Origin of the sequence: Stenotrophomonas sp. BR163 (genome assembly GCF_047520985.2) — a bacterium.
In the GTDB taxonomy this organism is placed as follows: Bacteria; Pseudomonadota; Gammaproteobacteria; order Xanthomonadales; family Xanthomonadaceae; genus Stenotrophomonas; species Stenotrophomonas sepilia.
Map to the genome: position 1 here is coordinate 26,178 of NZ_JAXBRE020000020.1, position 14,765 is coordinate 40,942.

The 14,765-nt window shown below is 67.2% G+C and carries 12 protein-coding genes; 7 read left to right on the forward strand and 5 right to left on the reverse strand.

Annotated features, from left to right (window positions below; translation table 11 throughout):
• The first annotated feature begins 364 nt into the window (after positions 1-364).
• From ACM0PY_RS15615 to ACM0PY_RS15625, 3 genes are all read left to right on the forward strand, one after another.
• Positions 365-1,843: a DNA-3-methyladenine glycosylase 2 family protein gene (locus ACM0PY_RS15615; RefSeq protein ID WP_180884661.1), complete on the forward strand. Its 1,479-nt coding sequence runs from the start codon at positions 365-367 to the stop codon at positions 1,841-1,843.
• The gene (locus tag ACM0PY_RS15620; protein WP_134972146.1) at positions 1,840-2,331 is read left to right on the forward strand and encodes a methylated-DNA--[protein]-cysteine S-methyltransferase; all 492 of its coding nucleotides are present in this window, start codon (positions 1,840-1,842) and stop codon (positions 2,329-2,331) included. The genes ACM0PY_RS15615 and ACM0PY_RS15620 overlap by 4 nt, the downstream gene beginning before the upstream one ends.
• A 506-nt stretch (positions 2,332-2,837) precedes the next feature.
• Entirely contained in the window at positions 2,838-4,088 is a 1,251-nt protein-coding gene (locus tag ACM0PY_RS15625; protein ID WP_180884664.1) for an alkaline phosphatase family protein, read from the forward strand.
• Between the two features lie 130 nt (positions 4,089-4,218).
• Here the strand turns inward: ACM0PY_RS15625 and ACM0PY_RS15630 are convergent, their stop codons facing one another.
• Both ACM0PY_RS15630 and ACM0PY_RS15635 read right to left on the reverse strand, forming a co-directional pair.
• Positions 4,219-4,398 carry a 30S ribosomal protein THX gene (locus tag ACM0PY_RS15630; protein ID WP_004150462.1) on the reverse strand — a complete coding sequence of 60 codons (180 nt, stop codon included), beginning with the start codon at positions 4,396-4,398 and terminating at the stop codon, positions 4,219-4,221.
• A gap of 110 nt (positions 4,399-4,508) precedes the next feature.
• On the reverse strand, positions 4,509-4,922 hold the full coding sequence (locus ACM0PY_RS15635) for a MerC domain-containing protein (RefSeq protein ID WP_005415804.1): 414 nt from the start codon (positions 4,920-4,922) through the stop codon (positions 4,509-4,511).
• Between the two features lie 134 nt (positions 4,923-5,056).
• Here ACM0PY_RS15635 and ACM0PY_RS15640 point away from each other — a divergent pair, with 134 nt between their 5' ends.
• The 4 genes from ACM0PY_RS15640 to ACM0PY_RS15655 all read left to right on the forward strand — a co-directional run bounded on the left by ACM0PY_RS15640 (position 5,057) and on the right by ACM0PY_RS15655 (position 10,926).
• A complete protein-coding gene (locus ACM0PY_RS15640; RefSeq protein WP_180884666.1) occupies positions 5,057-7,264 on the forward strand; it encodes a TonB-dependent receptor in 2,208 nt (735 codons plus the stop codon).
• 257 nt (positions 7,265-7,521) lie between these two features.
• The gene (locus tag ACM0PY_RS15645; RefSeq protein WP_005408692.1) at positions 7,522-8,088 is read left to right on the forward strand and encodes a TetR/AcrR family transcriptional regulator; all 567 of its coding nucleotides are present in this window, start codon (positions 7,522-7,524) and stop codon (positions 8,086-8,088) included.
• On the forward strand, positions 8,088-9,761 hold the full coding sequence (locus tag ACM0PY_RS15650; RefSeq protein ID WP_180884668.1) for an MFS transporter: 1,674 nt from the start codon (positions 8,088-8,090) through the stop codon (positions 9,759-9,761). Before ACM0PY_RS15645 ends, ACM0PY_RS15650 begins: the two co-directional genes overlap by 1 nt.
• Before the next feature lie 10 nt (positions 9,762-9,771).
• A complete protein-coding gene (locus ACM0PY_RS15655; RefSeq protein ID WP_061479520.1) occupies positions 9,772-10,926 on the forward strand; it encodes an HlyD family secretion protein in 1,155 nt (384 codons plus the stop codon).
• A gap of 104 nt (positions 10,927-11,030) precedes the next feature.
• Here the strand turns inward: ACM0PY_RS15655 and ACM0PY_RS15660 are convergent, their stop codons facing one another.
• The 3 genes from ACM0PY_RS15660 to ACM0PY_RS15670 form a co-directional block, all read right to left on the reverse strand.
• Positions 11,031-11,522 (reverse strand): Fur family transcriptional regulator, encoded by a 492-nt coding sequence (locus ACM0PY_RS15660; protein ID WP_005415799.1) that lies wholly within the window; start codon positions 11,520-11,522, stop codon positions 11,031-11,033.
• 34 nt (positions 11,523-11,556) lie between these two features.
• Positions 11,557-12,960, reverse strand: coding sequence for a glutamate--tRNA ligase (gene gltX, locus ACM0PY_RS15665; RefSeq protein WP_072166846.1), 1,404 nt, complete (start codon positions 12,958-12,960; stop codon positions 11,557-11,559).
• Between the two features lie 155 nt (positions 12,961-13,115).
• On the reverse strand, positions 13,116-14,708 hold the full coding sequence (locus ACM0PY_RS15670) for a M20/M25/M40 family metallo-hydrolase (protein ID WP_134972149.1): 1,593 nt from the start codon (positions 14,706-14,708) through the stop codon (positions 13,116-13,118).
• Positions 14,709-14,765 lie beyond the last annotated feature (57 nt).

Sequence of the window (14,765 nt, forward strand, 5' to 3'; positions counted from 1 at the left end):
CAGTGCGTGGTGATGAACCCCTTCTGACCCTTGGGAAAGCGTGTCGACCAAGGTCGACACCTACCAGAGCGGGATGCCCTTCCGACAGATCGCAGGAACCTGTCGAAGGCGGGGTGGGTCCGGTTGCGGGAGTGTCCGCGGCATGGATGCCGCGGCCAAGCCCCCAAGGACGGGTTTACGGCGTCTCCCGCAACCGGGCCCACCCCGCCTCCCCACAGAAAACCAGCTTCTGCCGTTGCCGTTGCCGTTGCCGGCCAGCGGCCGGCACTACCGCGGGTGCCGGGCGCAGCCCAGCCTGACCCCCTTCAGCATCCATGTCCGAATGTGGCGAGTATCGCCGCCCGCACGGGCCTAGACTGGCGCCATGGACACCGCCCTCGCCCTCGACACCGCCGCCTGCGACCGCGCCCGCCTGGCCCGCGACGCACGCTTCGACGGCGTGTTCTTCACCGCCGTGCGCAGCACCGGCATCTATTGCCGCCCGGTATGCCCGGCACCGCCACCGAAGCCGCGCAACATTACCTACTTTCCGACCGCCGCGGCCGCCGCGGCCGCTGGGTACCGTCCCTGCCTGCGCTGCCGCCCGGAATTGGCACCGCAGGCCCAGCAGGCCCTGGCCGGACAGACCGTGCAGCGGGCACTGGCGCTGATCTACGGCGGCTTCCTGCAGGAGCAGCCGGTGGCCGATCTTGCAACGAAGCTCGGCCTCAGCGCGCGCCAACTGCAGCGCCTGTTCGTCGAACATCTCGGCGCGACGCCCGGGCAGATCCACGCAACCCATCGCCTGTTGCTGGCCAAACAGTTGCTGACCGAAACCACGCTGGCGGTGACCGACGTCGCGCTGGCTGCCGGCTACAACAGCCTGCGCCGCTTCAATACCGCGTTCCTGCAGGGCTGTGGGATGGCGCCGACCGCCCTGCGTCGCCAGCATCAACCGTTGGCTGCAGATGATGGCGGCCTGGTGCTGCGCCTGGGCTACCGTCCACCACTGGACTTCCCACGCATGCTGGCCTTCCTGCGCAAACGCAGCCTGCCCGGCATCGAACTGATCGGCGAAGACAGCTACCAGCGCGTACTGGGCACGCCGGAGCGCCCCACCCTGCTGCGCGTCACCGCCGATTCGAAGCGGCCGGAACTGCGCCTGCAATTGGGCGCGGTGGATCCGCGCCTGATCCCCGACATCGTGCGCCGCGTGCGTCGGGTGTTTGATCTGGATGCCGACCTGCAGCAGGTCCATGCCGCGCTGGGCGAAGAACCGCTGCTCGCGCGTGGCATCGCCGAACGCCCCGGACTGCGCGTGCCCGGCGGCTGGGATGGCTTCGAGGTGGGCGTACGCGCGGTACTCGGGCAGCAGGTCAGCGTGGCCGCGGCCACCACCTTCGCGCGGCGCCTGGTCGATGCATACGGCTCACACCTGCCGGGCATGCCATCGGAATTCGATCGCCAGTTCCCCGCGCCCGAGGTACTGGCCGAGGCACCATTGGAATCCATCGGCCTGCCGCGCAGCCGCGCGGCCACCGTGCGCGCCCTGGCCGCCGCCTGCGCCAGCGGCCGGCTCGACTTCGGGCCCGGCCAGGCCTTGGAGGAATTCGTGGCCCGCTGCGTTGCACTGCCCGGCATCGGCCCCTGGACCGCTCAGTACATTGCCCTGCGCGGACTCGGCCAGCCCGATGCCTTCCCGGCCGGCGATCTTGTACTGCAGCAGGTGCTCGGCCACGCCCAGGGCCAGCGCCTGAGCGAACGCGCGACCGAAGCGCGCTCGCAACCGTGGCGCCCGTGGCGCGCCTACGCGGTGCTGCACCTGTGGCACCTGTCCGGCACGTTCGTTGGAGAACCGACATGACCCTGTTGTTCGATCGTTTCGACAGCCCGATCGGCGTATTGACCATCGCCGGTGACGAGCGTGGTCTTGCTCACGTGCTGTTCCCGGAGAACCGCCACCCCGCACGCGGGCACGACGGCTGGCATCACGCGCCGGGCGCATTGCCGGAAGCGCGCGAACAGCTGCTGCAGTTCCTGCACGGTGAACGCAGCCGGTTCGACCTGCAGCTTGCACCACGAGGCACGCCTTTCCAGCTGCGCGTGTGGCAGGCGCTGGCGTTGATTCCGTTCGGCCAGACCTGGAGCTATCTGCAGTTGGCGCAGCACCTGGGCCAGCCCAGCGCGACCCGCGCGGTGGGCGCGGCCAATGGCCGCAATCCATTGCCGATCATCCTGCCCTGCCACCGCGTGATCGGCAGCAACGGTGCACTGACCGGCTTCGGTGGCGGCCTGGAAACCAAGGCCGCGCTGCTGCGGCTGGAACAACGCCAGGCCCCGCTGTTCGCCTGAGAGGGCCGGCCGGACTGCGCCCGGCACCCGCAGAGGCTAGAGCAACAGCAACTGCAACAGCGGGCTTGTTGCGGGGAGGCGGGGCGGGTCCGGTTGCAGGGGACGCTGCAAGTCCCCCTCCGGGGCCCGGCCCAGCCGCTGGCGGCTGGGCGTTCGGGCGCTTGCGAAGCAGTGCTTCGCAAACAAAGCGCCCTCACCCTTGTAAGCTCGGTCGCGCCATCCATGGCGCTCACGCCCCTGCAACCGGACCCACCCCGCCTTCGACTGATTCCTGCGATCTGCCGGGACGGCGTACTGCGCGGCGGCTGGTAGGTGTCGACCTTGGTCGACACGGTAGATCCACGCCATGCGTGGATGGAGGCATCTGGAATCTGTCTGGAGAAAAGCCCCCTTCTTGTTGAAGGGCGCGCGCCGACAAGCGCGGGGATAAGGAAAAATGCGCGGACACGGCGCGCGATAGCGCGCCGTGTCTTGGGCGCGTCATTGCACCGGCTTATCATGCGCGGATGACTTCCGTACGCCTGACCTGCGCGCTGGCGCTGCTGCTGCCCCTGGCTGCCTGCACCACCTCGCCCACTCCCTCCGCCTCCGTTCCCACACCCGTCGCTGCGGCGGCACCGCCGAAGCTGCTGTTGATCTCCATCGACGGCCTGCGCGCCGATGCGCTGGACCGCGGCCTGACCCCGAATCTGCAACGCCTGATCGACGGCGGCGTGCGTGCACGCTGGATGACCCCGTCCTATCCGTCACTGACCTTCCCCAACCACTACACCATCGTCACCGGCCTGCGCCCGGACCACCACGGCATCGTCAACAACAGCATGGACGATGCAACCCTGGGCCGGTTCGAGCTGAGCAATCGCGAAGCGGTGACCACCAGTGGCTGGTGGGGCGGTGAACCGATCTGGGTCGGCGCCGAGAACGCTGGCGTGCGTTCGGCCACCACGTCATGGCCGGGCAGCGAATCGGAGATCCGTGGCGTACGCCCCAGCCAGTGGCGCATCTACGACGGCAAGGAACCGCTGGAGCAGCGCGCCGGCATCGTGCTCGACTGGCTTGCACAGACCGACGCCGATGCACCCCGCCTGACCACGCTGTACATGGAACACGTGGACAAGGCCGGCCACAACTACGGCCCCGAGTCGAAGCAGTACGCCGACGCCATCGTGCGCGCCGACCAGATCGTCGGCCAGGTGCTCGATGGGCTGCAGCAGCGCGGCCTGGCCTCGACCACCAACGTGATCGTGGTCTCTGACCATGGCATGGCCAGCGTGCCGGTCGGCCAGGTGATCGCCACCGAATCGATGGTCGACCCTGCGATTGCGCGCAATGTCAGCCAGGGCCAGTCGGTCGGCTTCGCACCGGTGGTCGGCCATGAAGCCGCCGCCGAACGCGCCCTGCTCGGTCGCCACGCGCACTACGAATGCTGGAAGAAAGAAAAACTGCCGGCGCGCCTGCACTACGGCAACCATCCGCGCATTCCCGCCATTGTCTGCATGATGGATGAAGGCTGGGATGCCCTGCATCAGGAAAAGATCGCCAAGCGCGAACAGCAGGACCGCGGCTCGCACGGCTACGACAACGCGCTGCCGTCCATGCGTGCAGTGTTCGTGGCCAGCGGTCCGTCGTTCCGCCAGGGCCTGGTGATCGATGGCTTCGACAACGTCGATGTCTATCCACTGCTGGCGCACCTGCTGCAGGTGCCGGCCGCGCCGAACGACGGCAACCCGGAAACGCTGAAGCAGACGCTGCGCTGATCCGGTTGTAGCGCCGAGCCCACGCTCGGCTGCATTGCGCCAGCCGGGCATGGGCTCGGCTCTGCAAAATCGTGCATAAAAAACGCGGCGCCAGGCGCCGCGTTTTCTTTGGACCGGTCGTTCGGCCGGATCAGGCCTTGGCGACGGCCTTCTTCGCCACGGCCTTCTTCGCCGGAGCCTTGGCCACGGTCTTCTTGGCAACCGGGGCGGCGGCGCCTACGGCGACCTTGCTCGCGGTATGCGAACGGGCGTTGCCGTAGCTGGCGTTGTAGCGCTTGCCCTTGGCGGTCTTGCGGTCACCCTTACCCATGTCTTCAACTCCTCAAGTGTGAAATCTGGTTACCCCGTACTGACACGGGTTCGGCGGGGCCGCCTTGCTGGGCGCCCCCGCGCACGATCGAAAATCCTATCACGGAGCGCCTAGTGCGCGCAGCTGGCGTCGTGTACGTGGCCGTGGTTCAGGCGCAGGTTGACCAGATGGGCAACGCCCACCAGCAGGCCGCCGATGGTCATCACCACCGCATGCGGCACGGCGTTGTGATGCAGCGGCTCGTACAGCACGCCGGCCCACAGCGCGACCAGGCCGGGGATCAGGAAGCCCAGCGCACGCAGCGCGCCATGGCGGCGGTAACCCCAGACCAGGCTGAACAGCCCAAGCAGGGTCACGAACAGCACCAGCGCCTGTTCAACGCCGTCGCTCAGCCAGAACGACAGGCCCAGCGAGGGCGCTGCCGCCAGCAGCACCGGGATGACTGCGCAATGCACCGCGCACAGCATCGAACCGGTGGCACCGAAACGGTCGAGCAGGTGGCGCAGGCGTGAGGACAAGGACATGACTTCCAGCAGGGCGGCGAATCGTTATGGAATAATATAACATCCCTCTCCGACCCGCACGCTTTCCCTCCCCCTGTCCCATCGACGGGATTCGTGCGCCCCGCGATTGATACAGTGTAACAAAGGACCCATCCATGCCCGCCCACACCGCACGGCTCAAGCCGCATTCCCTGGCTCTGGCCCTCGCCGCCCTGCTGCCGTCCGGCGCCTTTGCAGCCGGTCAGGACGCCGCCCATCGTGACCGCCACCTGACCGAGCTGTCCTCGGTGCAGGTCACCGCATCGCCGCTGCAGGGCGATGCCGAATCCCTTGCGCGCCCGGTGGAGGTGCTGGCCGGTGAGCGCCTGGACGAACAGAAGGCCGGCACCCTCGGCGATACCGTGGCCAAGCTGCCCGGCGTGCAGAGCACCTTCTTCGGGCCCGGCGTCGGGCGCCCGATCATCCGCGGCCAGGAAGGCCCGCGCGTGGCCGTGCTGTCCAACGGCATGGGCAACATGGATGCCTCCACCGTCAGTGCCGACCATGCCACCAGCATCGAGCCGTTCCTGGCTGACCAGATCGAAGTGCTGAAGGGCCCGGCCACGCTGCTGTTCGGCAGCGGTGCCATCGGTGGTGCGGTCAATGTGGTCGACGGCCGCATCGCGCGCGAGCTGCCCGAGCGCCCGCTCAGCGGCCGCGCCGAGCTGCGTGGCAATTCGGTGAACAACGAGCGCAGCGGCATGTTCCGCCTCGATGGCGTCAGCGGCAACGTCGTGCTTCATGTGGATGGCCTGGTGCGCAATGGCGACGACTACCGCATTCCCGGCTACGCAGTGATCGACAGCCTGGAAGACCACCACGACGACCACGACCATGATCACGCGGGCGAGGAAGGCGAAGAGCCGCGTCGCGGCCGCCTCGACAACAGCTCCATCCGTACCCGCGCCGGTGGCGTCGGCGCAACCTGGCTGGGCGACGGCGGCTATTTCGGCGTATCGGCCAGCACCTACCGTACCAACTACGGCATTCCCAATGGCGCGCACGTGCATGCCGACGGCGATGACCACGACCATGACCACGGCCACGATCATGGCGATGAAGAGGAAGGCGGTGACGAGCACGACGTGCGCATCGACATGGTGCAGAACCGCTTCGAGACCAAGGCCGGCATCTACAACCCGGTCTCGTTCCTGAAGAACATCAACGCGCGCGTGGCCTACACGGACTACGAGCACGTGGAGCTGGAGGCCGGCACGCCGTCGACCCGCTTCACCAACCGGGGCATCGAGGCACGCCTGGAAGCCGTGCAGCAGCAGATCGGCGGCTGGGATGGTGCCTTCGGCCTGCAGTTCGGCAACAGTGATTTCGGCGCCAAGGGCGAAGAGGCGTTCGTACCGGATACCGGCACGAAGAACATCGGCCTGTTCGTGCTGCAGGAAAAGCAGTTCGGCCCGTTCAAGCTGGAACTGGGCGGCCGCCATGATCAGGTCAAGCTGGACCCGAGCGGTGACTATCGCCGCCGCACGTTCGGCGCCACCAACCTGTCTGCCGCTGGCATCTGGAAGCTCAACGATGCGGTTGACCTCCGCATCGGCGTGGACAGCTCCGAGCGTGCACCGACCAACGAAGAGCTGTATGCCGCCGGCGCGCACATCGCCACCCGCTCGCTGGAAATCGGCGATGCCAACCTGAAGACCGAGCGCGGCCAGCGCGTGGAACTGGGTATCCACACCCACAGCGAACGCCTGGACTTCTCCGCCTCGGTCTACCAGACGAAGTTCAAGGACTTCATCTACCTGGCCGACACCGGTGTTACCGAAGGCCTGCCGGTCCGCGCCTGGACCCAGCAGGACGCGGTGTTCCGCGGTGCCGAGGCCGAAGCGCTGGTGCACCTGTTCGAGGGCGGCGCCGGTGACTGGGACCTGCGCCTGTTCGGTGACTACGTGAAGGCCAAGCTGGACGGCAGCGGCAGCCGCAACCTGGACATCGCCGTGCCGCACGGCGACCACAACCACAATTACAGCGTGGAACTGGCCAACACCGGCTACCTGCCGCGCATCGCCCCGGCCCGCGTCGGCGCCGACCTGCGCTGGTCGAAGGACGGCTGGCGCGCCTCGGTCGGTGCGGTGCGCTACAGCCGCCAGAAGGACGTCGCGCAGAACGAAGCACCGAGCGATGGCTACACCCTGGTCGATGCGCACCTGGCCTACCGCTGGGACCGCAACGCCAGCAACAGCTACGAAGTCTTCCTGGATGGCAGCAACCTGACCAACCGTGAAGTGCGCCCGCATACCTCGCTGCTGCGCGACTACTCGCCGCTGCCGGGCCGTGGCGTCGCATTCGGTATCCGCGCGTTCTTCTGATCGGATGCAGGGGGGCGGATCCCTTTCCGCGGGAAAGGGCTCTGCCCCCACTCGCCCTTCAACGCATGGCGGGGCCGCACCACGAATACCACTCTCTCTCCCCGGGGGGCCGTCTGGCCCCCCGTTCCTTTGTGCGTGAGCGAGGTCGCGGCGCCCCCGCTCACACACCCGTCACAAAGATGTGCGTACCACAACAAGCGGACAATCCCGTCACCCAATGTCTCGCCAATCGGACACTTTTGTCCGAAAATAATTCCATGACTGCCCAACGTGCCGATGCCGCTGCCCGCCGTGCCCTCATCCTCGACGCCGCCGATCATGTGTTCGGCCAACACGGTGTCACTGCCCCACTGGACCTGGTGGTCGAACGCGCCCAGGTGGGCCGCGCTACCCTGTACCGCAACTTCCCCGACCGCACCGCGCTGATCCAGGCGCTGCTGCAGCGCACGGTTGATCGCATCCGGCGCCAGGTCGAACAGCTCGGTGACCGCGACGACGCCCTGTTCGAGGTGTTCGAGGGCATGGCCCAGCGCATCATCGATTCGCCCGCACTGGCCGATTACTGGCGTGCGGTCGATTCGGACGTGCCCTCCATGCGCGCCGCGCGCGAGACCGTGCGCGACCTGCTGGAGGAACCTATCGCGCGCGCCAAGGCCGCGGGGCTGTGCCGTGCCGACCTGGAAAAGACGGATATTTCACTGATCTCGGGCATGCTGGGTGCGGCCCTGCGCGGCAAGACCCGCGACGAGCGCGCCCAGTTGGCCGGGCGCGCCCTGCAGCTGCTGCGTGGGGGTCTCCAGGGAGCAACCAGCGAGGCCCGCTGATGGTCCAGCCGTATCTGAAGCCGGTTCCGGATTGGGAGGAGCACGAGAAGCCGACCATGCCCGGTTCGGCGTCGATGCCCTGGCACCCGCCGTACCGGCGTGCGGCCTATGCGCTGGTATCGTTGCTGGTGGCGATCACCGGCGGCCTCGGCAATGCGCTGGTCACCGCCAACCTGCCGTTCCTGCAGGGCCAGCTGGCGCTGACCCCGACCCAGGGCAGCTGGCTGGTGGCGGCCTATGCCATGGTCAACGTCACCGCCAACCTGCTGGCCTTCAAGTTCCGCCAGCAGTACGGCATCCGCCTGTTCGCCGAGATCGGGCTGGGCCTGTATGCGGCGCTGGCGGTGCTGCACCTGTTCGTCGGCAGCTTCGAGACCACGATGCTGACCCGTGCCGCCAGCGGCTTCGCCGGCGCGGCCTGTTCGACACTGGGCACGCTGTACATGCTGCAGGCGCTGCCGCGGCGCTTCACCGGCAATCTGCTGGTGGTCGGCGTCGGCCTTTCGCAGCTGGCGGTGCCGATCGCCTGGATCGTTTCACCAGGCTTGGTGGATACCGGCCAATGGCACCAGCTCTATTCGTTTGAAGCCGGGCTGGCGCTGTGTGCGTTCGCCGCCGTGGTGGTGTTGAAGCTGCCGCCGGGCATCCAGGTGAAGGCGTTCGAGCCACTGGACTTCCTCACGTTCACGCTGCTCGCCCCGGCCGTCGCCCTGCTGGTGATCGTGCTGGCGCAGGGCTACACGCGCTGGTGGCTCAACACAGCGTGGCTGGGCTGGGCGCTGATCGCCTCGATCGTGCTGTCCACCACCGCCTTGATCATCGAGCACTACCGGCGCAATCCACTGCTGCAGATCCGCTGGCTGTCGACGCTGCCGGTGCTGCATTTCATCGTCGGCGCCTTCCTGATCCGCTTCCTGACCACCGAGCAGTCCTATGGCGTGGTCAACCTGATGCGCACGCTCGGCATGGGGCCTGACCAGATGCGGCCGCTGTTCGTGGTAATCCTGGCCGGGGTGATCGTGGGCATCGCCGGTGCCTCGCTGACCTTCGGCCCGAGGCGGCTGATCGCCCAGCTGCTGATGGCGATCCTGCTGCTGGGCGCTGCCGCCTTCTTCGACCAGCACCGCACCAGCATGGATCGGCCGCACGACTTCTACGCCAGCCAGTTCCTGGCCTCGGTCGGCGCCGGCATGTTCATGGGCCCGTTGATCATGCTCGGCATTTCGGCGGCGTTGAAGCAGGGGGTGGACCACATCGTCACCTTCCTGGTGACGCTGTCGATCACGCAGACGCTGGGCGGCCTGGCCGGCTCGGCGGTGCTGGGCACCTTCCAGCTGCATCGCGAGCAACTGTACTCCAGCGCGCTGACCAGCCAGCTCGACCCCGCCGATCCGGTGGTGGCACAACGCCTGCGCATCCAGCAACAGCTGTACAGCGCACAGATCACCGACCCGGTGCTGCGCAGCGCGCAGGGCAGCGCGCAGCTGGCGCAGACCACGCGCCGCGAAGCCAATGTGCGCGGCTTCAATGATGTGTTCACCCTGAGCGGTTGGCTGGCGATCGGTTTCCTGTGCTGGTTGCTGCTGCTGTCGCTGCGCACCGCCGTGCTCAAGCAATGGCGCAAGCGCCACCCCACTTCACCCGTTGCGGCCACCCCGGCCGCGCACCGCTGAGTCCTCCGCCATGCCCCCCGTTCCGCCCCGATCCGACGACGCCGACAATGTGACGCCACCGCCGCCGACCGACGCGGCACCAGCGCCCACGCCCGTTGAACCGGCAGTCGCGCCGAAGTATCTCAAGCCCAGCGCGCGCAGCGTGGTGGTGATGGTGGTGGTGGCCCTGCTGGGCATTGCGCTGATCCTGCGCGCCTGGCATCTGTGGCCGTTCACCAGCAGCGTGATGGTGACCGACAACGCCTATGTGCGCGGCCAGATCACCGTGATGGCGCCACAGGTCAACGGCTATGTGACCGAAGTGCTGGTGAAGGATTTCCAGCATGTGAGGCAGGGCGAGCCGCTGCTGCGCATCGATGACCGCATCTATGCCCAACGCGTCGCCCAGGCGCAGGCGACGCTCGACAGTGCGCGCGCGGCGCTGGCCAACTCCGACCAGTCGCAGGCGCAGAACCGTGCGCAGATCGCCTCGGCGCGCGCCACGCTCTCGGCCGGGCAGGCCGAACTGCAGCGCTCGCGCAACGAGCTGAAGCGCTACGAGGAACTGGCCGCGCAGCAGCTGGTGTCGATCAATGACCGCGACAAGTTCCGCACCAGCCAAGCCTCGGCGCAGGCCAGCGTGCAGCAGTCGCAGGCGCAGATCCGCATCGCCGAGGAAACACTGGTGTCGACCCAGGTCGCGCGCAAGAGCCTGGAGGCCCAGGTGGAAAGCGCACAGGCGCAGCTGGAACTGGCCCGCATCGACCTGGCCAACACGGTGATCCACGCACCGCGCGACGGCCAGATCAGTGAAGCCAGCGTGCGCGTGGGCCAGTATGTCGCCGCCGGTTCGCAGCTGCTGTTCCTGGTACCTGACACACTGTGGGTGGTGGCCAACTACAAGGAAGGCCAGACCTGGGGAATGGCGATCGGCCAGCCGGCCACGTTCTCGGTCGACGCGTTCCAGGGCCAGGTGCTGAGGGGCCGCGTGCAGGAGATCGCGCCCGCCACCGGATCGGAGTTCAGCGTGTTGCGCCCGGACAATGCCAGCGGCAACTTCACCAAGGTGGTGCAGCGGCTGCCGGTGCGGATATCGATCGATGAAGGCCAGAAGCTGGCCGCGCAGCTGCGGCCCGGCATGTCGGTGATCGTGCGGGTGGATACCGCAGGCAAACCGAAGGACTAGCCCTTGTCATGAAACGGGGTCAGGTCCCTTTTGCCAATGGCAAAGGGATCTGACCCCAATCTCAAATCTCAGCATGCCGGCCAGCGGCCGGCACTACCATTGCGTTACCCCGCGCAGCGCGCGCAGAGACCGTGCACTTCCAGCGTCTGTGCCTGCGGCTGGAAGCCCAGTTCCTTGGCCCGCTTCTCCAGCTGGCTGACGATCTCGCGGTCTTCCAGCTCCACTGCGCTGTGGCAGCTGTTGCAGATCAGGAATGGCACCGAATGCGCAGCGCTGCTTGGATGATGGCAGGCCACGAAGGCATTCACCGACTCCAGCTTGTGCACGAAGCCATTGGCCATCAGGAAGTCCAGCGCGCGGTACACGGTGGGCGGGGCATCAGCGCCCACGCCCTTGCCGTTGCGCACCCATTCCAGCAGCTCGTAGGCCTTGACCGGCTTGCCGGCCTCGGCGATCAGCTTCAGCACATTGGCGCGGATCGGGGTCAGGCGCAGCCCGCGTTCGCGCGAGACACGCTCGACCACCGCCACGAAATCCGATGCGTCGTGGACGTGGTGGTGCGGGGCGGTACAGGCAGTGGCGGTCTTGGCGGGCATGCGTGTTCTCCGGTTCGGGCCTGGCAAGGATGCCTCAGGCCGTTGCTACCTTGGTGATGGCCACATCAATGCGTTTCAAGGCCTGCTCGCGGCCGGCCAGGTAAACGGTATGGGAAATGTCAGGACTGACCTGGGTGCCGGTGATGGCCACGCGCAGCGGCTGGGCGACCTTGCCCATGCCGATTCCCAGCGCTGCGGCCGCGTCGTGCAGGGCGACGCCCACCGACTCGGCGGTCCATTCCGGCAGCGCGGCCAGCAGCTCGCGGGCCTTGCCCAGCGCCACCTCGGCACCGGCCTTGAAGTGCTTGGCCACCGCCGCTTCATCGTATTCGGTCAGCGGCTGGTACCAGACCACGGCCTTCTCGGCCATTTCCTTCAGGGTCTGCACGCGTTCACGCAGGGCGATCACCACATCCTCCGGAGCCGGGCCGGCGGCCACGTCCAGCCCCAGCTTCTGCAGCTGGTAGACCAGGTGCGGCACGATCGCGGCCACCTCCTCGGTCTTCAGGAAGTGCTGGTTGACCCAGCCCAGCTTGGCCATGTCCAGTCGCGAGGCCTTGGAGTTGCAGTCCTTCACGTCGAACAGGTCGATCAGTTCCTGGCGGCTGAACAGCTCCTGGTCACCATGCGACCAGCCCAGGCGGGCCAGATAGCTCAGCAGTGCATCGGGCAGGTAGCCGGCGTCCTTGTACTGCATCACGTCAGCCGCACCGGTGCGTTTGGACAGCTTGGCGCCCTGCTCGTCCAGGATCATCGGCATGTGGCCGAACTTGGGCACCGGCGCGCCGATGCCTTCATACAGGTTGATCTGGCGCGGGGTGTTGTTGATGTGGTCGTCGCCGCGGATGACCTCGGTGATGCCCATGTCCCAGTCGTCCACCACCACCGCGAAGTTGTAGGTGGGGTAGCCGTCCGGGCGGAAGATGACCATGTCATCCAGCTCGCTGTTGGCGATCTCGATGCGGCCCTTGATCAGGTCATCGAACACCACCGTGCCTTCCAGCGGGTTCTTGAAGCGGATGACGCGGTTCGGGTCGTCCCGGTAGGGCAGGCCCAGATCGCGCGCAGCGCCGTTGTAGCGCGGCTTTTCCTGCCTGGCCATGGCGGCCTCGCGCATGGCATCCAGCTCCTCGCGGGTCTCGTAGGCGTAGTACGCCTTGCCCTCGGCGATCAGTTGCTCGGCCACTTCCCGGTAACGGGCGACGCGGTCGGTCTGGTAGATCGGGCCTTCGTCGTAGTCCAGGCCCAGCCACTCCATCGCCTCCAGGATGGCGTCGATTGCGCCCTGGGTGCTGCGTTCGCGGTCGGTGTCCTCGATGCGCAGCACGAACTCGCCGCCGCGGTGACGGGCCTCCAGCCAGCAGTACAGCGCGGTGCGGGCACCACCGATGTGCAGGTAGCCAGTGGGACTGGGGGCGAAGCGGGTGCGGCAGGTCATGGACGGCTCGAGGAACGGGAATCCCCCGATTTTACCAGCCCACCGCCCCCGACGGAAAAAGGCGACGGAGGGGATTAAGTCGCGATTGCCCAGCCCTGGGATGCTGCAACCGGGAAGCGGAGGGGGAGATACGACTTGATCCCCTCCGTCTCCTTTTACGGTTCTGCCTTTCGCGGGAAGGACGACTCGCGCATTGCGGCGTTGTAGGCGAACGAAGCGACGATGGCCGCGGCCTGCTTCAGGTCTTCCGGCTCGGCGTGGTCCCAGGTGTCCAGGTGGCTGTGGTGCACGTTGGTGAAGTAGTCCAGCCGGTCCTGGATGAACTGGAAGCCCGGCAGGCCGATGCGGTCGAAGCTGATGTGGTCGGTGCTGCCAGTGTTGCGGGAGGCCACGGTGGTGGCGCCCACGTCATGGAACGGCGCCAGCCAGGCTTCGAAGATCGGCATCGCCGCCAGGTTTTCCTGCGCGTAGATGCCACGGAAGCGGCCCGAGCCGTTGTCCATGTTGAAGTAGACCTGGAACTTGCTGTAATCGCGGGTCTTCTGCAGTGCACCGGTCGGCTCGCGCAGCGACGCCGGCAGCGCTTTCTGGGCCGCGTCAGTGGGTTCGGGGAAGCGACCGAAATGCTTGGCCACATAGGCCTGCGAGCCGATCAGGCCCTGCTCCTCGCCGCTCCACAGCGCCACGCGAATGGTGCGCCTGGGCTTGGCGCCGGTGGCCTTGAGGATGCGCATCGCCTCCATCATCACCGCCACGCCGGCGGCGTTGTCGGCCGCACCGGTGCCGCTGTGCCAGGAATCCAGGTGCGCGCCGATCATCACCACTTCATCGGGCTTGCTGCTGCCACGGATCTCGGCCAGCGTGTTGTAGCCGGGCTGGTCGGCCTCGTCGGTGAAGCGTGCTGCCACATCCACGCGCAGGCGCACCGTCTGCTTGGCCTCCAGCGCGCGCACCAGCGGATTGAAGTGCTCGCTGATCATCGCCAGCTCGGGGATGCCCACCGGCTCACCGGCCTTGCGCGAACCACCACCGGCAACGCGGATGATGCCGTTGTCCCAGCTGCTGATGCTGATCGAGGCCAGCGCGCCTTCTTCGACGAAGAACGCATTGACCTTGGCCGCCAGCTGCTGGCGCTCCTGATACTCCTTGACCCGCTTGGCGCGCTCGGCGGTGGCGTCCTTGTCCTTGGGCAGGGTGAATTCCTGCAGGCCTTCCAGCGAGGTGGCGTCGTGGCGGTGCGAATCGGGCTCGGTGCCCCGCTTGTATTCGCGTGCCTCGCCCAGCAGGAGGATCTTGCCGCGCAGCTTGCCGCGGTACTTCTCGATGTCTTCGGGCTTCTTGATGTCGACCTGCACCAGCTCGCCTTCGACCGGGCCCTTCGTACCGGGGGTCCAGGCCTTGGGCAGCGCATGCAGCGGCTGCACGCGGTCACCCAGCATTTCCACGCTCGCCGAGGTGAATTCCCAGCCGCGGCCGAAATCATCGAAGGCTTCGTCGTGGACGTTGTCCAGCTTCCATTCGTTGAACTTGCCGCGGGTCCACGCATTGGCGCGGCCCATCGCCGGCGAGTTGGTCAGGCGCGGGCCGATGCGCTCGGTGAGATAGCTGAAGGTGTCCATCACCTGCGAACGGTGGAACGCCTCCTGGCGGATGCGGCTGACCATGTCCAGGTCCACCGTCTCGCGCTGCTGCGCCCCTGCATTGCCACCCATCACCAGCGCTGCGGCCAGCACGCCCCACTTCAACACATCCCACCCCTGCCCTTCGGCTCGATCATCAACCCATCGAGTCTAGCCAGCCGGGGC